This is a genomic window from Amycolatopsis sp. NBC_00355 (assembly GCF_036104975.1).
GTDB lineage: Bacteria > Actinomycetota > Actinomycetes > Mycobacteriales > Pseudonocardiaceae > Amycolatopsis.
Map to the genome: position 1 here is coordinate 4,803,379 of NZ_CP107982.1, position 26,118 is coordinate 4,829,496.

25 protein-coding genes and 1 pseudogene are annotated in these 26,118 nt (G+C 72.2%); 13 read left to right on the top strand and 13 right to left on the bottom strand.

Features of this window, described 5'->3' with window-relative positions; all coding sequences use genetic code 11:
• Positions 1-45: 45 nt before the first annotated feature.
• Both OHS18_RS21110 and bdeA read left to right on the top strand, forming a co-directional pair.
• Positions 46-633, top strand: coding sequence for a QsdR family transcriptional regulator (locus OHS18_RS21110; RefSeq protein ID WP_328450075.1), 588 nt, complete (start codon positions 46-48; stop codon positions 631-633).
• Between the two features lie 260 nt (positions 634-893).
• Positions 894-1,820, top strand: a complete 927-nt coding sequence (gene bdeA / locus OHS18_RS21115; RefSeq protein ID WP_328450073.1) for a bis(hydroxyethyl) terephthalate hydrolase — start codon at positions 894-896, stop codon at positions 1,818-1,820.
• On the opposite strand, the gene OHS18_RS21120 is transcribed toward bdeA, so the two are convergent.
• Complete coding sequence (locus tag OHS18_RS21120) at positions 1,790-2,548, bottom strand: helix-turn-helix transcriptional regulator (RefSeq protein WP_328618228.1); 759 nt, start codon at positions 2,546-2,548, stop codon at positions 1,790-1,792. The genes bdeA and OHS18_RS21120 overlap by 31 nt on opposite strands.
• Between OHS18_RS21120 and OHS18_RS21125 the strand changes: the two genes are divergently transcribed.
• Positions 2,549-2,803 (top strand): aldo/keto reductase, encoded by a 255-nt coding sequence (locus OHS18_RS21125; RefSeq protein WP_328618229.1) that lies wholly within the window; start codon positions 2,549-2,551, stop codon positions 2,801-2,803. It abuts the gene before it with no gap.
• Here the strand turns inward: OHS18_RS21125 and OHS18_RS21130 are convergent.
• Complete coding sequence (locus OHS18_RS21130; RefSeq protein ID WP_328618230.1) at positions 2,790-3,374, bottom strand: NAD(P)-dependent alcohol dehydrogenase; 585 nt, start codon at positions 3,372-3,374, stop codon at positions 2,790-2,792. The two genes, OHS18_RS21125 and OHS18_RS21130, sit on opposite strands and share 14 nt — an antisense overlap.
• Before the next feature lie 184 nt (positions 3,375-3,558).
• A pseudogene (locus OHS18_RS21135) lies at positions 3,559-3,762 on the bottom strand (NAD(P)-dependent alcohol dehydrogenase); the annotation flags it as partial.
• 98 nt (positions 3,763-3,860) lie between these two features.
• Between OHS18_RS21135 and OHS18_RS21140 the strand changes: the two are divergent.
• Entirely contained in the window at positions 3,861-4,532 is a 672-nt protein-coding gene (locus OHS18_RS21140) for a TetR/AcrR family transcriptional regulator C-terminal domain-containing protein (RefSeq protein WP_328618231.1), read from the top strand.
• A 37-nt stretch (positions 4,533-4,569) separates the two neighbouring features.
• On the opposite strand, the gene OHS18_RS21145 is transcribed toward OHS18_RS21140, so the two are convergent.
• Positions 4,570-5,292 carry a TetR/AcrR family transcriptional regulator C-terminal domain-containing protein gene (locus OHS18_RS21145; protein ID WP_328618232.1) on the bottom strand — a complete coding sequence of 241 codons (723 nt, stop codon included), beginning with the start codon at positions 5,290-5,292 and terminating at the stop codon, positions 4,570-4,572.
• 112 nt (positions 5,293-5,404) lie between these two features.
• Between OHS18_RS21145 and OHS18_RS21150 the strand changes: the two genes are divergently transcribed.
• Positions 5,405-6,409 (top strand): LLM class flavin-dependent oxidoreductase, encoded by a 1,005-nt coding sequence (locus OHS18_RS21150; RefSeq protein WP_328450063.1) that lies wholly within the window; start codon positions 5,405-5,407, stop codon positions 6,407-6,409.
• A 60-nt stretch (positions 6,410-6,469) separates the two neighbouring features.
• Here OHS18_RS21150 and OHS18_RS21155 read toward each other — a convergent pair whose 3' ends face one another.
• The 3 genes from OHS18_RS21155 to sigK form a co-directional block, all read right to left on the bottom strand.
• Positions 6,470-7,147, bottom strand: a complete 678-nt coding sequence (locus tag OHS18_RS21155; protein WP_328450061.1) for a fasciclin domain-containing protein — start codon at positions 7,145-7,147, stop codon at positions 6,470-6,472.
• A gap of 199 nt (positions 7,148-7,346) precedes the next feature.
• A complete protein-coding gene (locus OHS18_RS21160) occupies positions 7,347-8,072 on the bottom strand; it encodes an anti-sigma factor (RefSeq protein WP_328450059.1) in 726 nt (241 codons plus the stop codon).
• On the bottom strand, positions 8,069-8,665 hold the full coding sequence (gene sigK / locus OHS18_RS21165; protein WP_328450057.1) for an ECF RNA polymerase sigma factor SigK: 597 nt from the start codon (positions 8,663-8,665) through the stop codon (positions 8,069-8,071). The genes OHS18_RS21160 and sigK overlap by 4 nt, the downstream gene beginning before the upstream one ends.
• A 390-nt stretch (positions 8,666-9,055) precedes the next feature.
• On the opposite strand from sigK, the gene OHS18_RS21170 reads away from it, so the two are divergent.
• Complete coding sequence (locus OHS18_RS21170) at positions 9,056-9,469, top strand: SsgA family sporulation/cell division regulator (protein WP_328450055.1); 414 nt, start codon at positions 9,056-9,058, stop codon at positions 9,467-9,469.
• 14 nt (positions 9,470-9,483) lie between these two features.
• Complete coding sequence (locus OHS18_RS21175; RefSeq protein WP_328618233.1) at positions 9,484-10,857, top strand: class I adenylate-forming enzyme family protein; 1,374 nt, start codon at positions 9,484-9,486, stop codon at positions 10,855-10,857.
• Here OHS18_RS21175 and ilvD read toward each other — a convergent pair.
• On the bottom strand, positions 10,836-12,527 hold the full coding sequence (gene ilvD / locus OHS18_RS21180) for a dihydroxy-acid dehydratase (RefSeq protein ID WP_328618234.1): 1,692 nt from the start codon (positions 12,525-12,527) through the stop codon (positions 10,836-10,838). The genes OHS18_RS21175 and ilvD overlap by 22 nt on opposite strands.
• Positions 12,528-12,657: 130 nt before the next feature.
• On the opposite strand from ilvD, the gene OHS18_RS21185 reads away from it, so the two are divergent.
• Together OHS18_RS21185 and OHS18_RS21190 are read left to right on the top strand one after the other, a co-directional pair.
• Positions 12,658-13,734 (top strand): NAD(P)H-dependent amine dehydrogenase family protein, encoded by a 1,077-nt coding sequence (locus tag OHS18_RS21185; protein ID WP_328618546.1) that lies wholly within the window; start codon positions 12,658-12,660, stop codon positions 13,732-13,734.
• Positions 13,731-14,216: a carboxymuconolactone decarboxylase family protein gene (locus OHS18_RS21190; protein ID WP_328450049.1), complete on the top strand. Its 486-nt coding sequence runs from the start codon at positions 13,731-13,733 to the stop codon at positions 14,214-14,216. The genes OHS18_RS21185 and OHS18_RS21190 overlap by 4 nt, the downstream gene beginning before the upstream one ends.
• Before the next feature lie 54 nt (positions 14,217-14,270).
• Here OHS18_RS21190 and OHS18_RS21195 read toward each other — a convergent pair whose 3' ends face one another.
• The gene (locus tag OHS18_RS21195) at positions 14,271-15,827 is read right to left on the bottom strand and encodes a GMC oxidoreductase (RefSeq protein WP_328450047.1); all 1,557 of its coding nucleotides are present in this window, start codon (positions 15,825-15,827) and stop codon (positions 14,271-14,273) included.
• A 207-nt stretch (positions 15,828-16,034) separates the two neighbouring features.
• Between OHS18_RS21195 and OHS18_RS21200 the strand changes: the two genes are divergently transcribed.
• Positions 16,035-16,400, top strand: a complete 366-nt coding sequence (locus OHS18_RS21200; protein ID WP_328450045.1) for an RNA-binding S4 domain-containing protein — start codon at positions 16,035-16,037, stop codon at positions 16,398-16,400.
• A 77-nt stretch (positions 16,401-16,477) separates the two neighbouring features.
• Here the strand turns inward: OHS18_RS21200 and OHS18_RS21205 are convergent, their stop codons facing one another.
• Together OHS18_RS21205 and OHS18_RS21210 are read right to left on the bottom strand one after the other, a co-directional pair.
• A complete protein-coding gene (locus OHS18_RS21205; protein ID WP_328618235.1) occupies positions 16,478-16,879 on the bottom strand; it encodes a glyoxalase in 402 nt (133 codons plus the stop codon).
• Between the two features lie 4 nt (positions 16,880-16,883).
• Entirely contained in the window at positions 16,884-17,753 is an 870-nt protein-coding gene (locus OHS18_RS21210; RefSeq protein ID WP_328618236.1) for an alpha/beta fold hydrolase, read from the bottom strand.
• A gap of 89 nt (positions 17,754-17,842) precedes the next feature.
• Here OHS18_RS21210 and OHS18_RS21215 point away from each other — a divergent pair, with 89 nt between their 5' ends.
• Positions 17,843-20,848, top strand: a complete 3,006-nt coding sequence (locus OHS18_RS21215; RefSeq protein WP_328618237.1) for a BTAD domain-containing putative transcriptional regulator — start codon at positions 17,843-17,845, stop codon at positions 20,846-20,848.
• A 57-nt stretch (positions 20,849-20,905) separates the two neighbouring features.
• On the top strand, positions 20,906-21,208 hold the full coding sequence (locus OHS18_RS21220; protein WP_328618238.1) for a cupin domain-containing protein: 303 nt from the start codon (positions 20,906-20,908) through the stop codon (positions 21,206-21,208).
• A gap of 9 nt (positions 21,209-21,217) precedes the next feature.
• Here the strand turns inward: OHS18_RS21220 and shbA are convergent, their stop codons facing one another.
• Entirely contained in the window at positions 21,218-21,859 is a 642-nt protein-coding gene (shbA, locus tag OHS18_RS21225) for an RNA polymerase sigma factor ShbA (protein ID WP_442874536.1), read from the bottom strand.
• A 337-nt stretch (positions 21,860-22,196) separates the two neighbouring features.
• Here shbA and OHS18_RS21230 point away from each other — a divergent pair, with 337 nt between their 5' ends.
• Positions 22,197-24,875 (top strand): hypothetical protein, encoded by a 2,679-nt coding sequence (locus OHS18_RS21230; protein WP_328618239.1) that lies wholly within the window; start codon positions 22,197-22,199, stop codon positions 24,873-24,875.
• Here the strand turns inward: OHS18_RS21230 and OHS18_RS21235 are convergent.
• Entirely contained in the window at positions 24,868-25,833 is a 966-nt protein-coding gene (locus OHS18_RS21235) for a hypothetical protein (RefSeq protein WP_328450033.1), read from the bottom strand. The two genes, OHS18_RS21230 and OHS18_RS21235, sit on opposite strands and share 8 nt — an antisense overlap.
• Positions 25,834-26,118 lie beyond the last annotated feature (285 nt).

A 26,118-nucleotide genomic window follows, 5' to 3' on the forward strand; every position in this document is an offset into this window, starting at 1 on the left:
TCCCTGCGCGCCAGCGGGATCCCGGGCGGTACTAGGCTGCGCCCGGTGACTGTCTCGACCGACGACATCGTCCGGCACGCGGCCCGGCTGCTGTTCGCCGGCACCCGCCTCGACCTCGGCCGGATGGCGGCCGAGCTGGGGATCTCGCGCACGACGTTCTTCCGCCGCGTCGGCAACCGGGACGACCTGATGGGCGCCGGGCTGCTGCTGCTCTCCGACCGGACCTGGCGGCAGGCGCTGGAGCGCTGGCACACGAAGCACGGCGACGACGTCCGCGGCCCGGACGGGCGGCTGCGCTGCCTCTGGGTGATGGAGGAGTACCGCCGCGAGGTGGCCGGCAACGCGGGCATGCGCAAGCTGTTCGACACCGAGTCGACGGTCGCGCTGCGGGTGCTGACCGACCCGCGCGGCGGCGTCCAGCCCGCCCTGGTCGACGCGCACGTCGAGCTGTTCCGCGCCGACGCCGAGGCCGCCGGGCTGACCCCGCTGGTCCCGCTGCCCGACCTGGCGTTCGCCGTGGTCCGCCTGGGCGAGTCGTTCCTCTACTCCGACGTCCTGGCCGCGCGCTCGGTCGACCTGGCCGTCGCGACGACGCTGCTCGACAAGCTCGTCCAAGGCGCCCTGGAGCGCTAGCCAGGCGCCTGTACCCGGTGCCCGCGTCGGCCAGGACGCCCTCGAGCGCTCGGTCCGGCGCTCATTCACCAACAACCGGACAATCCCTCACCCGTTCGGCCGTTGTGGAACATTTCGCCTAAGTGTTTCATTGGGCGACGGGAGCGACCACCTCCGCCCCCTCGCACGCGGCATGCGTTCCCTTGCCGTGCAACGGTTCCATCGATCTGCCCGTCAGTATCCGGGCGCGCTTTCGCCTGCCCGGGGAAAGAGAGCGATCCATGTCCGTACTCACCAGCCCGCCGACGTCGTCTGGCTCGGGTGAGAAAACCCGCCGCCTCGGCTGGCGCAGCAAGACCGCCGGTGTCGTGGCGGCCGCGCTGGCGCTGACCACCGGTGTCGTCGCGCCGGCGCCGGCCGCCGCGAACCCCTACGAACGGGGTCCGGCACCGACCACGTCCAGCATCGAAGCCAGCCGCGGCAGCTTCGCGACCAGCACCACCACGGTGTCCCGGCTGGCCGTGTCCGGCTTCGGCGGCGGCACCATCTACTACCCGACCAGCACGACCGCCGGCACGTTCGGCGCGATCTCGATCGCCCCCGGCTTCACGGCCACCCAGTCGAGCATCTCCTGGCTGGGCCCGCGGCTCGCGTCGCAGGGGTTCGTGGTGTTCACCATCGACACGCTGACCACGAGCGACCAGCCCGACAGCCGGGGCCGGCAGCTGCTGTCCTCTTTGGACTACCTGACCCAGCAGAGCTCGGTGCGGTCGCGGATCGACAGCAGCCGGCTCGGCGTCGTCGGGCACTCGATGGGCGGCGGCGGCACGCTGGAGGCGGCGCGCTCGCGGCCGTCCCTGCAGGCGGCCATCCCGCTGACCGGCTGGAACCTGACGAAGAGCTGGTCGACCGTGCGGGTGCCGACGCTGGTCGTCGGGGCCCAGGCGGACACCGTCGCCCCGGTGGCGTCGCACTCGATCCCGTTCTACACGAGCCTGCCGTCCTCCTTGGACAAGGCGTACCTGGAACTGCGTGGCGCCAGCCACTTCGCGCCGAACTCGTCGAACACGACGATCGCGAAGTACACGCTGTCCTGGCTCAAGCGGTTCATCGACGACGACACGCGCTACGAGCAGTTCCTGTGCCCGATCCCGGGCACCAGCACGACGATCTCCGACTACCGGGGCAACTGCCCGCACGCCGGCTGATCGGTCCGCCGGGCCCGCGCTCGGCGCGGCGCGGGCTCGGCGGCCCACTGCAGCAGGAACCGCAACGCGGATTCGGAGCCGGACCCGGGCTCGGCGGTGTAGGCCACCAGCCGCCGGCCCGGGTGTGTCTCCACCGAGAACTGCTGGACGTCGAGCGTGACCGCGCCCGCCACCGGGTGCACGTAGGTCTTGGTCAGCTCCCGCGGCCCGCGCACCTGGTGGCTGCTCCACCACGCCCGGAAGTCCGCGTCCTTGAGCACCAGCTCGCCGACCAGGCCCGCCAGTGCCGGGTCGGCGGGGTCCCGGCCCGCCTCCATCCGCAGCACCTCGACGCACTCGCGCGCGGCACGCGGCCAGTCCGCGTAGCGGGCGCGGTAACCGGCGTCGAGGAACGTCAGCCGGATCAGGTTGCGCTCGGCGGGCGGCAGCGCGCCGAAGTCGATCAGCAGCGCGACGGCCGCCCGGTTCCACGCCAGCACGTCCTGCCGGCGGTTCAGCACCAGCGCCGGGATGTCGGGCAGGCCCTCGAGCAGCCGCCGCAACGGGCCCGCGACCCGATCCGCCGCGGGCGGCCGGGGCGAGGCGCGCGGCGCGACGTCGGCCAGCGTGAACAGGTACGCGCGCTCGTCCGGGGCCAGCCGGAGGGCGTCCGCGAGCGCGTCCAGGATCGTGCGGGACACGCGCCGGGTGCGGCCCTGCTCCAGCCGGATCACGTAGTCCGTGCTCACGTGCGCGAGTTGCGCCAGTTCCTCCCGCCGCAGGCCCGGCACCCGCCGCGGCCGGCCGTCGTCGGGCAGCCCCGCGGCGCGCGGGTCGAGCGCGGCGCGTCCGTCTCCCAGGTCGCGCTGGCCTGGCTGCTCGGCCGCTCTCCCGCCGTCCTGCCGATCCCGGGGACGACGTCGATCGCGCACGTGCGGGAGAACCTGGCCGCGCAGGACCTGGTCCTGAGCCACGGAGAGATCGCCGCGATCACCGGGTTATGACGACCTTTCCCTTGGCGTGCCCCGCTTCCTGGTAGGCGATCGCCTCGCGGAGGTCGGCGAACGGGTAGCTCCGGTCGATCACCGGCGTGAGAGCGCCGGACTCGGCGTACCCGGCCAGCCGGCCCAGGACCGCCTTCTTGTCGCGGCAGGCCACCGCGTCCGCGAGCACGACTTTCCGTCCGGTGAAGGGCCCGGCGGCCAGCGCGCCGAACACGTGGCCGGCGGGCTGCACCCAGCGCCCGGCCGGGCCGCCGACGGCGACGAACCGGCCCGTCCGGGTCAGCAGCCGTCGGCAGGCCGGGAGCGATCGGCTGCCCGCGATGTCCAGGAGAACGTCGTAGGTGCGGCCGCTGCGGGTGAAGTCGTCTTCGCGGTAGTCGGTCACCTCGGTCGCGCCGAGCGCGCGGGCGAGGTCGGCGCCGGCCGCGCCGCAGACGGCGTCGACCTGCGCGCCGAGCGCCTTGGCCAGCTGGACGGCGAAGGTGCCGACCCCGCCGGCCGCGCCGTTGACCAGGACGCGGTGCCCGCGTTCCACCCCGCGCAGGGCGACCAGTGCAGTGAGGGCCGCCATCGGCATCACCGCCGCCTGCTCGTGGCTCAGGGTGGCGGGTTTCGGGGCGAGCAGGTCTTCGGGAACGGTGACGTACTCGGCGTAAGCCCCGTGCGGCAGCAGCGCGTAGACGTCGTCGCCGGGCCCGGAACGCCGTCACGCTCGCACCCACCGCCTCGACCCGGCCCGCCATGTCGCAGCCGAGGATCACCGCGTGCGGCCGTCGCGGGCCGCCGGGCATCAGGCGCGCGACCCGCGGCTCGCCGCGCATGTAGTGCCAGTCGTACGGGTTCACGGAGGTCGCGAGCACCCGCACGAGCACCTCGCCCGCCGCGGGCACCGGGTCGGCGACGTCCTCGAAGGTCAGCTGCCCGGGTGGGCCGTACGTGTGCAGGACCAGCGCTTTCATGGTGTCTCCCCGGCTCTTACAACGTAAGTCTTACGTTGTAAGGTGACCGTACGCCGCAAGGCGGATGATCGCCAGCCTTACCTTGTACGATCTTGCGGGTGGCCACCGACGCCGTCCCCGCACCGCGGACCCCGCTGAGCCGTGAGCGCGTGCTGCGCGCGGCGGTCGGGCTCGCGGACGAACACGGCCTGCGCGCGCTCACGATGCGCCGGCTCGCGGAGGAGCTGGGCGCCGAGGCGATGTCGCTCTACTACCACGTGGCCAAGAAGGAAGACGTGCTCGACGGCATCGTCGACGCGGTGGCCCAGGAGATCAACGAAGCCGTCGCCGACATCGCCGCGCCCGACTGGAAAACCGCGGTGCGCCGGCGAATCCTGGCGGCGCGCGAGGTGTTCCTCCGCCACCGCTGGGCGCCGGCGCTGTTCGAGACGCGCTCGTCGACGAGCCTGGCGGTCCTGCGCTACTACGACGCCCTGGTCGGCCTGATGCGCGAAGGCGGCTTCTCCTACGACCTGGTCCACCACTCGCTGCACGCCCTGGGCAGCCGCGCGCTCGGCTTCAACCAGGAGCTGTTCGACCCGGCCGAAAGCGGCGGCGGCGACATCCCCGCGGACCTGGCCGACCAGCTGCCCCACCTGGTGGGCATGCTGAGCGGGATAGCCCACGACGACCCGGACTCGACGCTCGGCTGGTGCGACGACCAGGAGGAGTTCGAGTTCGGCCTGGACCTCGTCCTCGACGGCTTGGACCGCCTCCGCGAACAGGCCTGAGTCACCGGCCCTCCAGGTCCGACGCTGCCCTCGGCAGTCAGGCGAGGTACAGCGGGAAGATCTCCACGGCTTCGCCGGTGATCCGCGCGATGTCCGTGCCCGGCTTCGCATTCGCCAGGAGGCCGATCGGGGAAACGGCATGTCCCGGTGGCCGCCGAGTGATCCCGCGTCCACCGCATGCCGAATGAGCGACAAACCTCTTACGCCCCTTGCACCGGCGCGAGCCGAGCCTGCAGCCTGTCCGGCAGGGCCGCCGAGCCGACCTCGAAGCTTCGCTCCGGCGCGCCCGCGTACTCGCTCGCCTCCGGCTGCTCCAGCCGGGCCCGGAGCCTCGGAACCCGCCCGCGATCGCCGCGGCCTGGGTCATCGCCGCGCGCAGCGCTTCCTCCCGGTCGCCGCCGTCGCGGCGCAGGCGGCGGGTCAGGGAGACCGTCGCCGCCGCGCCCACCGTGTTGCCCAGGACGAACGTGAACACCGCCGCGGCCGCGCGGTCGGCCTCCGCTCCGCCGAAGCCGGCCTGCTCGTAGGTCGCCAGGGTGCAATCGTCGAAGCGGGCCTTGCCCGGGCCGTACATCAGGTGGCCGGCCAGGGCCCGCACCAGCCACGGGTGGCGGGTCATCATCGTGTGCGGCCCGGTCGCCGGCGCGCCGGCCGCGTCGCGCCGGCCGAGCGTGCCGACGTCGGGCAGGTCGATTTCCGCCCAGATCTCGTCGCCCGCGAGGCGGACCAGGTTGTCCTCGCTCTCGACGTGCCAGTACACCGCGGTGGCACTAAGTTCGAGTCGCCGCCGAGCCCGCTCACCAGGTGGGACGACGGCGCCCGAGGGGCAGAATCGAGAGCGGCAACCCGTCCCGGATCGTGGAGGAACACCGGTGTCGCGACCCCTGCGGAAGCTCGGCTTCCTGACCATCGGCCTGTTCGACGCGGCCGACCCGCGCCGCGGCCACGAATCGACCCTCGAGATCATCGAGCTCGGCGAACAGCTCGGCTTCGACAGCGCCTGGGTGCGCCACCGTCACCTGCAGTACGGCATCTCCTCGCCGGTCGCGGTGCTGGCCGCGGCGTCCCAGCGCACCAGCCGGATCCACCTCGGCACCGCCGTGATCCCGCTGGGCTGGGAGAACCCGCTGCGGCTCGCCGAAGACCTCGCCACGGTCGACCTGCTCTCGGGCGGGCGGCTCGAACCGGGCCTGAGCGTCGGGCCGCCGATGCGCTGGGACGACGTCAAGCAGGCGCTCTACCCCGACACCGCGGACGCCGAAGACTTCGGCTACGAACGCGTCCAGCGGCTGCTCGGTTTCGTGCGCGGCGAACCGGCCACCGGGTTCAGCGGCACCGAGGGGTTCGAGGTGTTCTCCGACCGCGTCCAGCCGCAGGCGCCCGGGCTCGGCGACCGCCTCTGGTACGGCGGCGCGAGCCTGCGCTCGGCCGAGTGGGCGGGCCGGCACCGGATGAACTTCCTGACCAGCAGCGTGGTCAAAGCCGAAGAGGCGGACGACTTCGCCGAGATCCAGCTGTCCCACATCCGCACCTTCCGCGCCGCCCACCCCGACGGCGAGCAGGCGCGGGTCTCGCAGGGACTCGTCGTCGTCCCGACCGACAGCGCCACGCCGGAGCAGCGCGCCAAGTACGAGGCGTTCGCGGCGAACCGGCTGCCGCGCACCGAGTCCCCGCAGGGCCCGGCGCGGATGCTGTTCTCCCCCGACTTCGTCGGCACCTCCGCGGAGATCGCCGACCGGCTGCACGCCCACGCCGCGTTCCGGGAGATCGACGAGGTCGCCTTCGCGCTGCCGTTCACCTTCGAGCACGAGGACTACGTCCAGATCCTCACCGACATCGCGACGAAGCTCGGCCCGGAGCTGGGCCGCCACCCCTGAGACGCGGAAAGTCCACAGTGGCCTCCCCGACGGAGACCACTGTGGACAGTGTGCCGCGAATTACTTGTTGGTGCCCGGGGTCAGCACCTTGTCGATGACGAAGACGGTGGCATTCTTGGTGGGGATGTTGCCACAGAGGATCTTCGCGCCGTTGACGGTCATGTTGTCACCGGTGCCCTCGATCTTCAGCGGGCCACCGGCGGCGTTGAGCGAGTCGAGCGTGCCGGCCGAGGCGAGGCCCTTGGCGTCGTAACGCTTGCCGACGACGTGGTACTGCAGGATCGGCGACAGCTCGGCCGGCTTGCCCGCCAGCTCGTTGAACTTGGCGTCACCCAGCGCCGCGAAGGCCGGGTCGGCCGGCGCGAACACGGTGATGGCCGGGGCGCTGTTGAGCGTGTCGACCAGGTTGGTGGCCTTGACCGCGGCGACCAGCTTGGTCAGCAGCGGGTTGGTCGAGGCGGCGGAGGCGACGGGCTGCGGGCCCATCGAGTCCAGCGAACCCGGCGCCGAACCCTGCGGCAGCTGCGAGCAGGCGGGACCGAAGACGTCGGCGTTGGTGGTCATGCCGTTCGAGGCGCCCGAGTCGGCGCTGGAGGACGGCGCGGCCATCGAGGAGGACGGGGCCGGGGCCGGAGCGCTGGAGCTGGCCGACGACGCGGTGTCGCTGCCGCTGCACGCGGTCAGGGTGAGCGCGGCGGCCGCCGTCAGACCGATACCGGCGATACGAAGGTTACGCACGAAAAATCACTCCATTATGCGGCTTGGACAGTTCACTCGGAACTGTTTGTTGTGAGTCATTCGGGACTACCCGGAAAACGGATTGGGTCCGATCGGGTGACGCGGCTCACCATGCGGTGAAAGCCTTGCGGTGCATGAGGAAGGCCGATCCGCGAGTCGCCTTCGTCGGCGCTTCGGGATCGGTGTTCCCCGCCGGTGATCAGGTCAGGGAAATCGTGCTTACGGCCGCCGTCGTCGGGCCGGCGGAACCGCCCGCGGGCTCGACGGTGATGCCGATGTGGTCGGTGCCCGGCGGGATCGCGGCGAGCATCGGGCGCATCTGGTGCGGCGACTCGGGCTGCATCAGCCCCGCAGACCGCGTGCCGTCGGCGCCGGTGAACCACACCTGGTAGGCGTGGCCCGCGTCGAGCGCCGGGAACCCGGAGGCGAGCAGGACGGCCTTGCCCTGGCCGCGCGACACCACGAGCGTCGCGCCGCTCAGGCCGGAACCCTTGACCGTCGAGGCGTCCGGCGCGGTCAGCACCGAATTGAGCGACGCCTGTTCCTGCTGGGCGGCGTCGAGCTGCCGGTCACTGGAGGCGGTGTGCACGCCGAACGCGACCGCCACCACGGCCGCCGCCGCGGCGCCGAACAGCGCGGTGCGCACCTGCCAGGTCCGGCGCCCGTGGCCGGCCGCGCCGATGGCGGTCACCTTGGGCGGCAGCTGACGGGTGCGGGTCACCTCGGCCAGCACCCGGGCCCGCAGCTCGGCCGGCGGATCGACCGCCACGGCGACGGCGAGCCGCGAACCGGTCGCCCGCAGCTCCTCGACCTCCTGGCGGCAGGCGGCGCACTCCCCGAGGTGCCGTTCGAACTCGGCACGCTCCACATCGGACACCGCGTCGAGCGCGTAGGCGCCGGTCAGCGTGTGCAGTTCGGCGGTCATCGTTCCACCCCCAAGCAGTCGCGCAGCCGGATGAGCCCGTCCCGGATCCGGGTCTTGACGGTGCCCGGTGCCACCTTCAGCACCTCGGCCACTTCCGGGTAGGTGTAGCCGTTGTAGTAGGCCAGCACGATGGACTCGCGCTGCAGTTCGGTCAGCGCGGACAGGCACTGGCGCACCCGTTCCTGATCCAGGCTGGCCATGGTGGACTCGGTGACCTCGTCGAACGGCCGTTGCACGTCCATCCGGCCGACCTTGTCCTCGCGGTCGAGCACGGCCTGGTGGGAGCGCACGCGGTCGACGGCCCGGCGGTGGGCGATCATCAGCACCCACGACAGCGCGCTGCCGCGCTCCGGGACGAACCTCGTGGCCTTGCGCCACACCTCCACCAGAACCTCCTGCGCCACTTCTTCGGCCTGGGCGTGGTTGCGCAGCACGCGCATCGCCAGTCCCAGCACCGGACCGGCGATGAGGTCGTAGAGCGACGAGAAAGCGCCCTCGTCCCCGGCCCCGACCCGCTGCAGCAGCTCTTCGGCACTGGCCACGGTCACCGGAGCCTCGTCCGTATGCAGCCGCAGCCGCCCACGCTCACCCATCCCCGGTAACCTCCACGTCACCCACCACGCCCTCCGGCATCTGCGGAGGATTCGCGGCCGGCGGGCGCGGCGGACTGGTCTGCGCGGCGATGAGGTGGCGTGTCCCACCCGGGCGGGGCAAGTTCGGCGACCGGACCCATCCGGCGGGTCGGCGGCTCCGAAGACCTGGTGTCGCGGACTCGGCCCGGTCCGGCCGCTTTGTGAAAACCGCGGCGGATCCTTCACATTCGAGTGTGGGTGTTTGCCCTTTTTTCCGCGCTCACGGTGACCTTTCGCACTTCTTGGTCCCCTATGGAGTGAAACGCTTTCGTATTGAGAAGGCACTAACCTCACTATGGGTTATCCCAAGAGCAAGATCGACAGAACCGACGAGACGTGAGGGGCCACCCCATGGCCGAGCCGCACAGCCTGACCAGCGCCAGCGTCGACTTCGCCCTCCGCACCTTCGGGGCGGAGCCGAAGCCGGTGCCGGCCGAGCTCGAGTACGACACCCGCGACCCGTACGCGGTCGCCGTCGTGCTCCACGCCGGGGCGAACGCCGTCCGGTGGCTGTTCGGGCGCGACCTGCTCGCCGACGGCCTGCTCGCCCGCTGCGGCGACGGTGACGTGCGCATCGGTCCCGCGGGCAACCCGGAGCTGGTCACCGTGGAGCTGACCTCCCCGGACGGCGCCGCGGTGCTCGAGGCACCCGCGAAGGAGATCGCCGCCTTCCTCGACACGACCTACGAGGTCATCCCCGCCGGCAGCGAGAGCGACTGGTTCGACTTCGAGACCGAACTCGAGAAGCTGACCTACCAGGACTGAGTACCGTCCCGCGGGTGAGCTTCTTCCTGACGACCGTCCTGGCCGCCCTCGACGACGGCGGCGACCGCGTCCTGTTCCGCCAGGACGGCGTCACGACCTACCACCAGGCCCGCGACCGCCTGCGCCGGCTGCACGGCGGCCTGGGCGAGGTCGATGTCGTGGCCGTGGACGTCCGGAACCGGCCCGAGACCCTGCTGGTGCAGCTCGCGGCGCTCGTGCGCGGCGCGACCGTGCTGCTGGTCGCCGCGTCGGCACCCCGCCAGGATCGGCTGGCCGCGGCCGGCGCGGCGGGCGTCACCACCGTCGTCACCGACCGGCCGGCCGAGTGGCCCGGGGGCGACGTCCGCACCCTCGACGACCTCGACGGTGAGCCCCAGGACGTCCGGCTGCCCAACGCCGTCCGTGTCCTCTTCCCCACCGGTGGCACCACCGGCACCCCCAAGCTCATCCGCCACAGCGGCATCTACGACGGCATGGCCTACATCTTCGCGCCGTCGCCGGACGGCCCCGGCCGCACGCTGCTCGTCGCGCCGATGACGCACATGACCGGCCACGCCACCGTGCTCGGCACGCTCCTGCGCCGCGACACCCTGGTGCTCCAGGACGGCTTCGACGCAGGCGCCGTCCTGGCCGCGATCCAGGAGCACCGGATCGACACGCTCTCCCTGACGCCACCCCGGCTGGCCGCGGTGCTCGACCACCCCGCGCTCGAGAAGACCGACGTCAGCAGCGTCCGGTCCCTTTCCCTCGGCGCCGCGCCGCTGCCGCCGCACCGGCTCGCGCAGGCGCTCGACGTCTTCGGCCCGGTCGTCGGCCAGGGGTACGGCCTCACCGAGGCCCCGATGATCGCGAGCATCTCCGCCGCCGAACTCGTCGACCACCCGGAACGGCTCGGCTCGGTCGGCCGGATCGTGCCCGGCATGGAAGCGCGGCTCACCGACGGCGAGGTCGAGGTGCGCGGACTGTCCATGATGGACGGTTACCTCGGCGGCCCGGACGTCGGCGCCGGCTGGCTGCGCACCGGCGACCTCGGCCGCTTCGACGACGAGGGCTACCTCTACCTGCTCGACCGCGTGGACGACGTCGTCGTGGTCGGTGAGCACGGCACGAAGGTGCCCTCGACCGTCGTCGAACACGCCCTCGCGACGCACCCGGCGGTCCGCGCGGCGGCCGTCTTCGGCAGGCACACCGTGGACGGCCAGGTGCTGCACGCCGTCGTCGTCGCGTCCGGCGAAGTGACCGAAGCCGACCTGAAAGAACACGCGAGAAGCGCGTTCGGCCAGGAGCACTACGTCCCGGCGAGCGTGTCCTTCACCGACGCGCTGCCGCTCACCGAAGTCGGCAAGGTCGACAAGCGCGCCCTCGCTCAGGTCGTGACGGCGCCGTAGGACGACGACCGGACCAGCTTCGCGTACTTCCCGAGCACCCCTTCCGGGAACTTGTTCGGCAGCGGCTCCCAGCCCTCGCGACGGCGGGCCAGCTCGGCCGCGTCGACCAGCAGGTCGATGCTGCGGGCCTTGATGTCGACGGCGATCCGGTCGCCGGTGCGGACGAAGGCGATCGGCCCGCCGTCGACGGCTTCGGGCGCGACGTGGCCGATGCACAGGCCGGTGGTGCCGCCGGAGAACCGGCCGTCGGTCAGCAGCAGGACGTCCTTGCCGAGCCCGGCGCCCTTGATCGCCGCGGTGATCGCGAGCATCTCGCGCATCCCCGGCCCGCCCTTGGGGCCTTCGTAGCGGATGACCACGACGTCACCGGCCTCGATGTGCCCCTCGTTCAGCGCGGCCATCGCCTCCTGCTCGCGCTCGAACACCCGCGCCGGGCCTTCGAAGTTCGAGGTGTCGAAGCCCGCGGACTTCACGACGGCACCTTCGGGAGCGAGCGAGCCGCGCAGGATGGTGATGCCGCCGGTCGGGTGCAGCGGGTTGTCCAGCTTGCGCAGGACCTCGCCGTCGATCGGCTCGGGGTCGAGCTCGGCCAGGTTTTCGGCCACGGTCTTACCGGTGACGGTGAGCGCGTCGCCGTGGATCAGGCCCTCGTCGAGCAGCGCCTTCATCAGCACCGGGATGCCGCCGTGGCGGTCGATGTCGTTCATGACGTACTTGCCGAACGGCTTCAGGTCGCCCAGGTGCGGGACGCGGTCGCCGACGCGGTTGAAGTCGTCGAGGTCGAGCGCGACCTTCGCCTCGTGCGCGATGGCCAGCAGGTGCAGCACGGCGTTGGTCGAGCCGCCGAGGGCCATGACGACGGTGATGGCGTTCTCGAACGCCTCGCGGGTGAGGATGTCGCGCGCGGTGATGCCCTTTTCGAGCAGCCCGACCACGGCCTCGCCGGACAGGTGCGCGTAGTTGTCACGGCGGCGGTCCGCGGACGGCGGCGCGGCCGACCCCGGCATGCTCATCCCCATCGCCTCGGCCGCCGACGCCATCGTGTTCGCCGTGTACATCCCGCCGCAGGCGCCCTCACCGGGGCAGATGGCGCGTTCGATGCGGTCCAGGTCGGCGGTCTTGAGCCGCCCCGCCCGGCACGCGCCGACGGCTTCGAAGGCGTCGATCAGCGTGACGTCCTTCTCGGTTCCGTCGGTCAGCTTCACCCAGCCGGGGGCGATCGAGCCGGCGTAGAGGAACACCGACGCCAGGTCGAGGCGGGCGGCGGCCATCAGCATCCCGGGCAGCGACTTGTCGCAGCCGGCCAGCAGGATCGAGCCGTCGAGCCGCTCGGCCTGCATCACCGTCTCGACCGAGTCCGCGATGACCTCGCGGGAGACCAGCGAGAAGTGCATCCCGTCGTGGCCCATGGAAATGCCGTCCGACACCGAGATCGTGCCGAACTGCAGCGGGTAGCCGCCGGCCGCGTGCACGCCCTCCTTGGACGCCTGGGCCAGGCGATCGAGGGACAGGTTGCACGGGGTGATCTCGTTCCACGAGCTGGCGACGCCGATGATCGGCTTGCGCCAGTCGTCGTCGCCCATCCCGACGGCCCGGAGCATGCCGCGGGCGGGCGCTGCCTCGATCCCGTCGGTGACGGTGCGGCTGCGGGGTTTCGGGTCGATCGTCATGGTGCGCCTTCCGATACGACGTTCGGACGCACCGGATGCTACCCGCGTCCGTGCGGTCCGCTCACCGGAACGATTCCCTTCCCGGACCCAAGCGAATCGGCGAAAACTCGGGCGAATGATCGCCCGCGCTTTGATCAACACAGTGGTGTGGGGCACGGGCAACGTCGGCCGGGCCGCAATCCGGGCCGTCGAGGCCCATCCCGCGTTGAAGCTCACGGCCGTGCTGGTGCACAACCCGGACAAGGTCGGCAAGGACGCGGGCGCGCTCGCCGGCGTCGGCGACCTGGGTGTCACCGCCACCGACGACGTCGAGGCGGTCCTCGCCGCGAGCCCGCGAGCCGTCGTCTACGCCGCTTCCGGCGACATCCGCTTCGACGACGCGCTGGCCGACATCGTGCGCGCGGTCGGCGCGGGCGCGATCGTCGTGACGCCGGCGCTCTACCCGCTCTACGACCAGCGCAACGCGCCCCCGGAGCTGCGGGACCCGGTCCTGGCCGCGATCACCGAAGGCGGCGGCTCGCTGTTCGTCTCCGGCGTCGACCCCGGCTGGGGCAACGACGTGCTGCCGCTGCTGATCAGCGGGCTCGGCACCGACGTCGACGTCATCCGCTGCCAGGAGATCTTCGACTACTCGACCTACGAGCAGCCCGACTCCGTGCGGTACCTGGTCGGCATGGGCCAGCCGATGGACTACGACCCGCCGATGCTGATGACCGGCGTGCCGTCGATGGTGTGGGGCGGGCAGGTCCGGCTGATCGCGCGCGGCCTCGGCGTCGAGATCGACGAGCTGCGCGAGACGCTGCAACGGCGTCCCCTCGAGGAAACCGTGTCCACCCGGACGATGGGCGAGTTCGAGAAGGGCACCCAGGGCGCGGTGCGGTTCGAGGTCCAGGGCATCGTCGACGGCGAACCGCGGATCGTCATCGAGCACGTCACCCGCATCCACCCGTCGTGCGCGCCGGACTGGCCGACGCCGCCGAGCGGCGACGGCGCCCACCGCGTGATCATCGAAGGCCGGCCGCGGATCGAGGTCAGCATCGAAGCGAGCGACGAAGGCGAAAACCGGTCCGCGGGCGGCAACGCCACCGCGGTCGGCCGTCTCGTCGGCGCGATCGACTGGCTGGCCGACGCGAAACCCGGCCTCTACGACGCACTCGACGTCCCGCTGCGCCCGGCAGCCGGCAAGCTCGGAAGGAGGCGCTCGTGAACATCGACATCCCCGAGGGCAAGGACCCGATCGGCTACGTGTGGGGCGAAATGGTGCCCGGCATCGGGGTGGCCGCCTCGAAGTTCTCACTGGCGGTCTATTCGCACACCACGTTGGGACTGCGGGAGTTCGAGGCCGCGCGGCTGCGGATCGCGCAGATCAACGGCTGCGTCTTCTGCCTCGACTGGCGCACCGAACGCGACGGCGTCAAGGTCGAAGAGGAGTTCGCGGACGCCGTGCTCGACTGGCGCACGACCGACCGCTTCGACGAGCGCACGCGGCTCGCGGCCGAGTACGCCGAGCGGTACGCGCTCGACCACCACAGCATCGACGACGAGTTCTGGAAGCGGATGGCCGAGCACTACAGCCAGAAGGAGGTCGTCGAGCTGAGCATGAGCCTCGGTTCGTGGCTCGCCTTCGGGCGGCTCAACCACGTCCTGGGTCTCGACGTCGCCTGCGTCCTCCCGTCCCACCGGTCGTGAGTGTTTAGGGCGGTTCTAACTGCCCTAAACACTCACGACGAGCCGCGGCAGACCCTAGAAGTCCGTGGCGATGATCTTCTCGATGTTCCGTTCGGCCAGCGCCGTGATGGTGACGAACGGGTTGACGCTCGTGTTGCCGGGGATCAGGGAACCGTCGATCGCGTACAGGCCCTGGTACCCGGCGAGCCTGCCGTAGTTGTCGGTCGCCTTGCCGAGCACCGCGCCCCCGAGCGGGTGGTAGGTCAGATGGTCACCCCAGATCTTGTAGATGCCGAAGAGGTCGGTCCGGTAGATCGTCCCCTCCTTCGAGTTGATCTTGTCGAAGATGGTCTTCGCCATGTCGATGCCCGGCTGCTTCCACGCCGTCTGCCAGTTCAGGTCGACCTTCTGGGTCGACGGGTTCCAGCTGAACTGCGCGCGGTTCGGGTTCTTCGTGATGGACAGGTAGAACGACGCCCACGTCTCGATCCCGGTCGGCAGCGGCGCGACCTCCGCGAACGCACCGCCGGCCGCCCAGTTGTCGATGCCACCGCAGGGGATCGACGACTGGAGGCTGCCGGTCGGGTCCCAGATCTGGTTGGCCCGCCCGACCATCACGTTCCCGTTGTCACCCCAGTTCTTGCCGACCTCGCCGTTGAGGTTCGGCAGGGCGCCGGTGGCCTTGAGCTTCACCAGCAGCTTGCTCGTGCCGACGCTGCCCGCGGCGAAGAACACCTTGGCCGCGGTCACGACCTTGGTCGCCGACACGTCACCCGTGGTGTTCAGCTGCTCGATCGTGACGGTGTAACCGCCGCCGGACGCGGGCGTCACCTTCGCCACCCGGTGCAGCGGCGAGATGGTGACGCGGCCGGTCGCCTGGATCTGCGGCAGGTAGGTCTTCTGCAGCGACTTCTTGCCGTAGTTGTTGCCGTACAGGATTTCCCCGGCCAGCGCGGAGCGCGGCACGGTGTTGGCCTGCTCCTGCTTCATGTAGTTCCAGTCGTACACGTCCGGCACGAAGACGTACGGGAACCCGGACCGCTGCGCCTGCTTCCGGCCGACCCGCGCGTACTGGTAGCACTCGGCGGTGTCGAACCAGGCCGGGTCGATGAGCCCGACGCCGAGACCGGCGTTGGCGCGCGGGTAGTAGGTGTTGTACATCTCGTCGGCGCTGACGGTCGGGAGGATCGCGCCGAAGTTCTCACGTTTCGGCGTGACGGCCATGCCGCCGTTGACGAGCGACCCGCCGCCGACCCCGCGGCCCTGGTACACGGTGATGCCGCTGAACTCCTCGGCGTCGAGGATGCCGGTGTACTTCGGGATGTCCTTGTCGATCGGGAAACCGAGGAAGTTGGACAGCGGCTGCTTCGTGCGGGTGCGCAGCCAGAACGAGCGCTGGTCGGGCGTGGTCGTGTTGGCGAAGATCTTGCCGTCGGAGCCGGGGGTGTCCCAGGCCATGCCCATTTCGACGAGCTGGACGTCGACTCCCGCCTGCGCGAGCCGCAGCGCGGTGACCTGACCGCCGTAACCGGAACCGATCACCAGCGCCGGCACCCGGGCCCCGTCGGGGATGGGGCCGGCCGCTCTCGGCGTCGCACCGGCGGCTCGGCCGGCGAGCGCGGCCCCGGCCAAGATAGAACCTGTTCCTGCAATGAAGAGACGTCGGGAAAGCCCGCCAGAGTTCGTTCTCCCCATGGCTTCGTCGCTCATGTGATGTTCCTCACCGTTGAGGTATTTAGAACACGTTATAGCTCACTGGTACAGACAAGTCGACATATACCCGCGAGTAACCTCCAGGCACGGCGCAGTATTGGCGCGAATGGGCCATGATGGACGACTGTGGAGTCGACCCGTGTGGACCGCTGGCTGTGGGCGGTCCGGCTGATGAAGACCCGCCCGGACGCCGCCGCCGCGTGCCGGGGCGGGCACGTGCGTGTCAACGACAAACCCGCGAAGCCCGCGACGACCGTGGTACCGGGCGACGAAGTCCGCGTGCGCGTCGGCGGAACGACCAGGATCCTCGACGTGGTACGGGTGATCCAGAAACGCGTGGGCGCCCCGGACGCGGCGACGTGCTTCCTGGACCGGACGCCCAAGCCGCCCCCGGAGTCCGCGATCCCGGTCGCCCGCCGCGATCGCGGCGCGGGCCGACCGACCAAAAGGGAGCGCCGCGTGCTGGACGCGTTCCGCTCGCCGGATCTCTAGCCACGCCACCGCCGAAAGCCGTGAATGGCCCATCGAGGGACTTGAAGTCCCTCGATGGGCCATTCACGGACTGGGGGTCAGGTGGCGGGCGAGATCGGTGTCAGGAACTCCAGGCGGTTGCCGAGGCAGTCGCGGGTGTAGAACCGGCGGTGGCCGGGGAAGCCGTCGTCCCATTCGACCGGGCTGCCGTGCGCCTCGAGCCGGGACGCCACCGCGTCGAGGTCGTCGGCGAGGATGCCCGGGTGCGCCTTGCGGGCGGGCCGGAAGTCCGTCTCGACGCCGAGGTGGAGTTCCAGCCCGCCGGCCCGCACCCCGCCGTCCCGCACCCCGCCGTCCCGCACCCACAGCCCGCCGCGGGCGGCCAGTTCCGGCGGCTTCGGGATCTCGGTCAGCCCGAGCACGCCGACGTAGAACGCGCGGCAGCGGTCCTCGCTGCCCGGCTCGATGGCCAGCTGGACGTGGTGCACGCCGAAGGTCATGCCCTCAGCGTGCCACCAGCTCCCGCAGTTCCTTCACGACGTCGGCGGGCGCCTCCTCGGCCATGAAGTGCCCGGACGACACCGTGCGGTGGCGCAGGTCGGCCGCCCAGGGGTGCCACAGCGCCGTCGCGTCGTAGCCGAGCGCGGCGCCCCAGTCCTGCTGCAGCACGGTGACCGGCATGCCGAGCCGGTCGCCGGCCGCCCGCGACGCCGTGTCGTGCTCGACGTCCACCGTCGCGGTCGCCCGGTAGTCGGCCACGATCGACGGCACGGCTTCGCGGCAGGCCCGCAGGTATTCGGCGCGGACGTCGGCCGGGATCGCGTCCGGGCGCTGCGTCCAGGCGTCGAGGAAGTACCCGAAGAACGCGTCGGGCGCGCCGCCGATGAGCGTCTCGGGCAGGCCCGGCGGCTGGGCCATCAGGTAGAGGTGGAAGCCGACAGCCGCGCTCACGCCGTGCAGCACGTCCCACATGTCGAGGGTCGGCAGCACGTCGAGGATCGTCAGGTGGGAGACGGTGCCGGGGTGGTCGAGGCCGGCCCGGATGGCGACCAGCGCGCCGCGGTCGTGCCCGGCGAGGGCGAACCGCTCGTGCCCGAACGCGCGGGCCGCGGCCACGACGTCGGCGGCCATCGTGCGCTTCGAGTACGTCTCGCCGGTGTCGGCCGGCTTGTCGCTGGCGCCGTAACCGCGCAGGTCGGGGACGAGGACCGTGTGATCGGCGGCGAGGTCGGCGGCGACGTGCCGCCACATCAGGTGGGTCTGCGGGAAGCCGTGCAGCAGCACGATCGGGGCACCGGAGCCGCCGACGGCGACGTTGAGGGCGATGTCGTCACCGACGGTGACGCGCTGGTAGTCGAACCCGGGGATCTGCATGGACGTCCTTTCGCGGTGGTTGCCCGTCGAGCCTGCGTCAGGCCGATCAGCGCCGGGTCAGCGCCGGCTGAGCGCGTTACAGTGCGTGCATGGTCTGGTTCGGCGTGCTCGGTCCGCTGGTGGCCGAGGGCGAGCGGGGCCCGTTGGCGCTCAAGGGCCCCCGGCACCGGGCGGTCCTGGCTCGGCTGCTGATCGCGCGCGGCCGCGTCGTGCCGGTGGACGTCCTGGTCGACGACCTCTGGCCGGACCCGCCCGGCGGCGCGGTCGGCGCGCTCCAGACGTTCGTGTCCGCGTTGCGCCGGGCCCTGGAACCCGACCGCCCGCCACGAACACCGGCCGGTTTGCTGATCACCTCGGGACCCGGTTACGCGGTGCGCGCGGAGTCCGTCGACGCCTGGAGTTTCGAAGCCGCGGTGACCACGCCGGGAGCGACACTGTCCCAAGTGGACGAAGCGCTCGGCCTCTGGCGCGGCCCCGCGTACGCGGAGTTCGCCGACGAGCCCTGGGCCCGCGGCGAGATCAACCGCCTCGACGAGCTGCGGCTGCTGGCGGTCGAGCGGCGGGCGTCGGCGCTGCTGGAGCTGGGCCGGGCGGCCGAGGCGGTCCCGGACCTGGAGGCGCACGTCGAGGCGTGGCCGTTGCGCGAGGACGGCTGGCGGCTGCTCGCGTTGGCCCTGTACCGGGCCGGCCGCCAGGGTGACGCGCTGGGAGCGCTGCGACGGGCGCGGCAGGTGCTGGCCGCCGAGCTGGGCGTCGACCCGGGCCCCGGGTTGCGCCAGGCCGAGGCCGACATCCTGGCGCACGCCCCGCTCGCGGCGCCGGTGCCGGCCTCGCACCTGGTGGGGCGCGCGAACGAACTGGCCCGGTTGGCGTCGGAGGCGGCCACGGCGCGCGGCGGCCGGCTGCGCCTGGCCTTGATCTCCGGCGAGGCGGGCGCGGGGAAAACCGCGCTGGCGGAAGCGTTCTCGGCCCAGCTGGCCGGCCGCGGCTGGACCACGGCGTGGGGCGCCAGCCCGGACGACGAGGGCCTGCCGGCGGTGTGGCCGTGGACCCGCGTCCTGGGCGAGGCCGTGTCGCTGGACCCCGAGCCGGGCGGCGATCCCGTCGCCGCGCGCTTCCACCGGCACCGGGCCGTCGCCGCCCACCTCGCCGCGCTCGGCCGCACGTCCCCGCTCCTGCTCGTGTTCGACGACCTCCAGTGGGCCGGCGCGGAAACCCTCACCCTGCTGGCCTCGGTCGTCGCCGATCCGTCCGTGCGGCACGTGCTCGTCGTCGGCACGCACCGCAGCACCGACCTGCCCGCCACCCTGGCGGACTTCCTCGGCCGCGTCGCCCGCGCCGAACCCACCCGCGTCTACCTCGGCGGGCTGTCCGCGGCCGAAGCGGGTGACCTCGTCCGCGCGACGCTCGGCCACGACGTCCCCGCGCCCACCACCGCGGCGATCCACCGGCGCAGCGGCGGCAACCCGTTCTTCGTGCGGGAGCTCGCGCGGCTGTTCGACGCCGACTCGGACGCCGTCGTCCCGCCCGGGGTCCGGGACGTCGTCCGCCACCGCCTTTCCCGGCTGCCCGCCGCCACGCAAGAGGTGCTGCGCCGCGCGGCGGTGCTCGGCCGCGACGTCGACCTCGGCCTGCTCGGCACGCTGGCCGGTACCGACGTCCTCGACGACGTCGAAGCGGCGGTCCGGGCCGGGTTCCTGGTCGAGCCCGGGCCGGGACGGGTCCGGTTCGCGCACGATCTGGTGCGGGACACGCTGTACCACGATCTTTCGCCCACGCGCCGCGCCCGCTGGCACGCCGGGACCGGCGAGGCGCTGGAACGGCTGCGGCCGGACGACGTCGACGCGCTGGCCCACCACTTCCTGCTCGCCGAAAGCCCGGCCGCCGTCCGGTACGCGCGGCTGGCGGCGGAACGCGCCGAGCGCCGGGTGGCCCCGCACGAGGCGGCGCGGCTGTGGCGGGCCGCGCTCGAGCGTGCCGGCGACGACGTCCGCGAGCGGCTGGACCTGATCATGGGGCTGGTGCGGGCGCTGGCCGTCACGGGTTCGCTGGCGGAAGCCCGCGAGCACCGCGCGGAGGCGGTGACGCTGGCGGAATCCCTCGGCGACCCGGTCCTGACGGCGTCCGTGCTGGGCGCGTTCGACGTCCCGGCCGTGTGGACGGCCAACGACGACCCGGAGCTGGCCGCGCGGATCGCCACCGTCGTCGAGAAGACCCTGGTCGCGCTGCCGCCCGCTCGGCGCGCCGAGCGGGCGCGGCTGCTGGCGACGCTCGCGCTGGAGCTGCGCACCACCGGCGGCGACCGCGGCCGCGAGGCGGCCTTCGAGGCCGAAGCCCTGGCGCGGGAACTGGCCGACCCGGGACTGCTCGCGTTCGCGCTCAACGCGCGGTTCATGCAGGCGTTCGACCGGGCCGGCCTGGCCCCGGAGCGGGCGCGCATCGGCCGTGAACTGGTCGACGTCGCGTCCTCGCACGGCCTGGTGACGTTCGCGGTGCTGGGCCACTTGGTGCTGGTCCAGGCGTTTTCCGCGCTGGCCGACCTGCCCGCCGCCGACACCCACGCCGCCGCGGCCGACCGGCTGGCCGAGGACCACGACCTGCCGCTGGTCGGCGTGTTCACGCAGTGGTACCGCGCGCTGCGGGCGAGCATCACGGACGACCCGGCGGCGGAGGCGCTGTTCCGCGCGGCGGCCGCCCGTCTCCCGGGCACGGGCATGACCGGCCTGGAGGACGGCATCCTCGCCTTCGCCCTGCTGTGCCACCGCGTCCAGCGCGGCGAGTCCACAGTGGACTACGCCGGCGACGCTCCGCACGGCCTCCTGTACGAGGCCCGCCTGAGCCTCCGGGCCGTCGCCGCCATCGACGCCGGCGACGTCCCCGCCATGACCCGGCTCTACGACGCGCTCCTCCCCGCGGAGGCCGAACTGGCCGGCGCGGGCAGCGGCCTGCTGACACTCCGCCCCGTGGCCTTCTACCTGGGCGAACTCGCGACGGCCTTGGGCCGCCCCGCCACCACGCACTACCGCCAGGCCCTGCACCTGGCCCGGCGCTGCCACGCACCCCACTGGATCGCCGACCTCGAACCCCGCACCTGACGCCGGCCGCGCGAAAACCCGCAACGCGGCGTGGGCCACGCGCCTACCCTGGATCGGGTGAGCGACAGCGAGAACTTCGAGGGACGCGATGTCGGGTCCGAGATCTCCGTCATCCGCGAGAGCACCGACGTCGTGGGCTCCGGGCCGCGGCTGCACCGGCACCCCTACGCCGAAACCTTCGTCATCCTCCGGGGGCGGGCCCGGTTCACCATCGGCGCCGAGGAGCGGGACGGTGGCGCCGGGGACGTGCTCGTCGTCCCGGCCGGCACGCCGCACAAGTTCGCCGTGCTCGGCCCCGGCGTCTACGAGGCCGTGCACATCCACGAAAGCGACCACTTCATCACGGAGTACCTGGAGTGACCGGGGAGACTAGACCTCGTCTTCGCTGATCATGCCGCGCAGCTTCTGGAGGGCGCGGTACTGCGTGATGCGGACGTTGCCCGCCGAAATGCCCAGCGATTCCGCCGTCTCGTTCGCCGACAGGCCGACGACGATCCGCAGCGACAGGATCGCCTGGTGCAGCGGCGGCAGCGTCGCCATCAGCCGGCCCAGCCGCGCGCCGAGGTCCAGCTCCAGCACGTGGTTCTCCGGCTCGTTGCCGCCCAGCGGCCGGTCCGGCAGCTCCGACACCGGCTTCGAGCGGTCCCGCGCCACCGACCGGAACGCGTCGGCGACCTTGTTCGCCGCGATCGCCCGCACCAGGTACAGGAACGAGCCGCCGCGGTCCTGGTAGCCCGGCAGCACCTTCAGCACCGCGAGCAGGACCTCCTGCGCGACGTCGTCGGCCGAGAGGTACGACAGGTCGCGGCCACCGATCCGGGCGCGGCAGTAGCGGGCGACCGTCGGCTTGATCAGCCGCAGCAGCGCCTGGATCGCCGCCGGGTCACCGGTGCGCGCCGCCGCGACCACCGGGTCGAGGTCCTCCTTGGTCAGCCGGCCCTCCGGCCGCGGCAGCTCCTTCAGCACGGTGTAGCCGTCGACCTCTTCGGCCGGAACCGTGTCCAACGCCATGGTCTCCATGGGGTTCCCTCCTCGTTCCGGCCACCCGGAAATACCTTCACCGCGGGAACTCGTTTTCTGTTCCGCTATCCGATTATCGAGGCGCTGACCAGCAACGTTGCAGGGTCGTGGTTCTTGTCCACATATTGTCCGTTAACGATGAACGGCCCACTCGGCATACCCGGCGGTCGGCTCCACCCGGCTGGTCAAATTCTTGACAGTAATCGCCAGGACGCGGGAATCGGTAGCGAAATCGCACCGCGCGCCGATGCTTCGCCCGTGACCGCCGCCGACGCCCAGGACCTCCACCGATGATCACCCATTGAACGCCACCGGAGAGTGTGCCCCGATGACGGATCCCGATCCCGGCCCGCCCGGTCACCCCGTGACGGACCGGTTCGACGTCTTCCTGTGTTCCGCGCGAGCCGACCCGGCGACCGAACACATCGAAGAAACGCTCCGCGCCGACGGACTGCGGGTATTCCGGCCCGCTCCATTCGACGATTTCGACGAGACTGCCGACAATCTCGCCGGTTCCCGCGTGATGCTCGCCCGCTATTCGCGAGATCTGCCGGCCGACTACGCGTGCCAATGGCAGCTGACGGCCGCGCTGGCCGCCGCCGGGCGCCACGGCGACCCGGCGGACCGCGTCCTGCTGCTCAACCCCGAACCCGGCACCGCGCACCTCGCGCCGGCCGGACTCGCGGACGCGAAGTTCGCGGTGACCTCGGCAAACCTCGTCGCCGAAGTCCGCGCGAAGATCGCCGCGACGGACGTCCCCCTCGGCGCGTCCGCGGGACGACCGAGCCGGCTGATCGGCCGCTACCCCGCGCTCTGGGCCGTCCACAGCGCCTTTTTCCCCGGCGCCACCGCCGATCCGCGGCCGGTCGTGGTCCTGCGCGGCCTGCCGGGCATCGGCAAGACGACCCTGGCCGAGCAGTACGCGCATCTGTTCGCCGGCGCTTTCCCCGGCGGGCTGGTCCGGCTCGGCCCGTTCGGTCACCTCGACCCGGACGACTTCCTCGCGCAGTTCCCCCTCACCCTCGCGCGCGCCGCCGCGGACCGGCTCGGCACCGACGTGTCCGGGCTGGACCTCGGCCGCCTGCGCGCGCTGCTCGCCGACCGGATCGACGCGGCCCGCGAGAAGGTGCTGGTGCTCGTCGACGACGTCCCGGCCGGGACGTCGCCCGCGATCCTCGACCGGCTCGTGCTGCCGGGCGAGCACGTCCGCACCCTGGTCACCAGCCGGTCCGGCCGGTGGGACGCGGCGACGGTGGACCTCACCGGCTTCACCGGCGAGGAGAGCGTGCGGCTGTTCCGGGCGCCCTTGGGCGACGTCGAACGCGCGGCCGTGCTGCGGTTCGCCGACCGCTGCGACGGGCACCCGATCACCTTGCGCGCCACGGCTTTCACCTCCCGGCCGCTCACCGCCGAAGTGCTGGACGCGCTGCCGGACACCGCGCCGCAGGCCGTCCGGGACCTGCTCGCCGGCCTCGGCGCCGCGGCCCGGGACCTGGTCCGGCTGGCCGCGGTACTCGCGCCCGTCCCGGTGCCCCGGAAGTTCGCCGCCGAAGTGCTCGGAGAGCTCGACGACGCGGCCGTCCTCACCCGCGGGCTCGCCACCAAAGTGGACGGCGACCTGCAGTTCCAGAGCCTCACCCTCGACGTCGCCCGCACCGGGCTCGACCCCGGTGACCTGCCGGCCCGCGCCGCCGAAGTCCTGCTCGCGTGGCTGGCCGGCGACCGGGGACGGCGTGACTTCCTGCTCCAGCACGCCCGCGCCGTCGCCGAAATCGCGCCGGCGCACCGGGTCCGGCTGCTGCGCCCGGTCGCGGCGGCCCACCTTGCCCAGGCGGATCCGACGACGGCCGGCGAGATCCACGCTGTGCTCCTCTCGACCGGCGAAGCGACGTCCGCGGACCACACCCGCGCGGCCCGCGTCGAAATCGCCTGTGGCCTGTACGCGGAGGCCGTCGGGCACGCGCGTGAGGCGCTTGTGCTGGCCGACGGCGAAGCCGAGCAGTACGCGGCCGGCCTGACCGCCGCGCAGGCCCTGGACTGCCAGGGCGACTACGCCGAAGCCGACCGGACGTTCTGGCACCACGCCGGCGACCGGCTGCCCGAAGCCGGTGAAGAGCGCTACCGGGCCGCCGTCGCCACGGCTCTCGCCCACCGGCTGCGCGGCCGGCCGCGGGAAGCCGTCGCGCTCCTCGAACCGATCCTCGCCGAGCTGCGGGACGCCCCGCCGGGTGCCGCCGAGCCGGCGCGGCTCGAATACGCGCGGAGCCTGCTGCTGTCCGGGCAGCCGCGCCGGGCGCGGGAGGTCGCCGGCGAAATCGTCGCGGCCTGCCACGCGACGGGCCGGGACCGGCACCCCCGCTGCGACGAGGCGGAGCTGGTCCGCGCCGACGCGATGCTCGCGCTCGACCTGGCCGGCCTGCGGGCCGCGCCGGCCGACTGGGAGCGCTCGGCGGCCGAACTGCGCGAGCTCGAGGAGAGCTACGCGCGGCGCTACGGCTCCGAAAGCCCGCTGACCTTGACGGCCGCGATGCACGCCGACCGCGCGTTGCTGGCCCTGGGCCAGCCGAAACGCGCGCTGGCGGTGTTGTCCGCGACCGAGCGCGTGGTGCTGCGGGTGCTGGGCGGGGACCACCGGCTGCGGTACCGGCTGCGGCACGGAATGGGCCTGGCGCACGCCCAGCTGCGCGAGTTCGGCCGCCAGGCCGAACTGCTGGAGGACATTCTCGAGCCGCAGATCCGCCTGCTCGGCCGGACCCACCCGGAGACCATCGAAAGCCGTCTCGACCTCGGGATCGCGCTCGCCCTGAGCGGCCGCGGCCCCCGCGGGCGGGCGACCGAGCTGGTCGACGCCGCCGCGCTGGACGTCGTCGACGCACTCGGCGTCAGCACCGAACTGGCGGCGAAAGCCCAGGCCGCGCGGCAGGTCGTGCGGCTGCCGCAGCCGTTCGTGTCCGCGCTGTTCACCGTCGAACGGCTGATCTGGCCCGGCCGGGCCGGGGTCAGTTGACGCCGGCGGGCTGCCAGCGGATCCCGTAGGCGAAGCCGGGGGCGAGGTGCCGGAACCGGACGTGCACCTCGCCGGAGTCGTCGGCGGTGAGCTCCGGCCCGCGCCGGGTCGGGTCGCGCGCGTCCTCCTGGAACGCCTTTTCCACGAGCACGATGTGCTCCGGCACCCGGTCGCCGAACTTGACGTGCAGGTCGAACAGATCGCACGGATGACGCGGCACGCACACGTAGTGCGGTTCCCGGATGCTCGCCCGGAACCGCAACGCGATTTCGTGCTGCTCCCCGCGCCGCAACGGTTCCGGCAACCGCAACGCCAGCCCGATCCGGTCGCTCGACTCCATCACCCGGCTCGTCAGCACACCGCCGTGGAAGACGTCCACCTCCAGATCCGACTCGTGCACGGATTCACCCGTCTTCGCGGTCGCGCTGAGCGTCAAGGCCAGATCCAGCTCGGTGATTTCGTCGGCGTCCGCGACCACCCGCCGGAATTCGAACGCCTCCACCGCCGGGTCGCCCAACGTCAGCGCGACCCGCAGTTCTTCGGTGTGCCAACTGCGGCTCGGATACCGCGGTCCGGGATCCGGCTCGGGCCGCTTGACCGCCATTGCCGCGATCTGTTCGATGCCTTCGTCGATGCGACGGCGGACCGTGCGGTCGTCACGCTGCAAGGTGCTCGCCGCCCAGCGGACCCGCTCCTGGTAGAAGGGCTTCCGGGCGCTCTCGTGCAGGGCGAACGCGGCGAGCAGGACGATCTTCAGATCCTCCGGCAGCGCCCCGACCAGGGGCAACAATCGGCCGGACAGTTTACGCCGCACCTCGGCCTGGTCGTCATCTTCCACAATGCCGCATATCGCGCGCAGCGCCGGCCCGACCCGTTCCCCGAGCGGTGTGGTGAAAATTCCCCTCCCCTTCCGGAGAATCTTCAGCTCGCCGACCACCTCCGCCGCTTTGAGGACCACCGTTCCTCCCCTCGCCGTTCCGCGCACGGTCGTCAATACTCGTCAGCCCCGCGGCCGCTGTCCAGTCGATCATGCCACGGCATACGGATCGTTATCCCGCGGTTTCCTTTCCTCTCGTTGCAGGAAACGGGAAACTCCTTGCCGGGCCGTTCCGCGCGGCCGCATTCTTGGCGGGCCGCGGCGATTCCGCGGCAAAAACCGAAGGTTCCCCCGCATCGAGTGCCACCCTGGTGCGCACTGTCGAAGGAGTCGAAATGACGGTCGCCTGTTCGATTCCGCCACTCC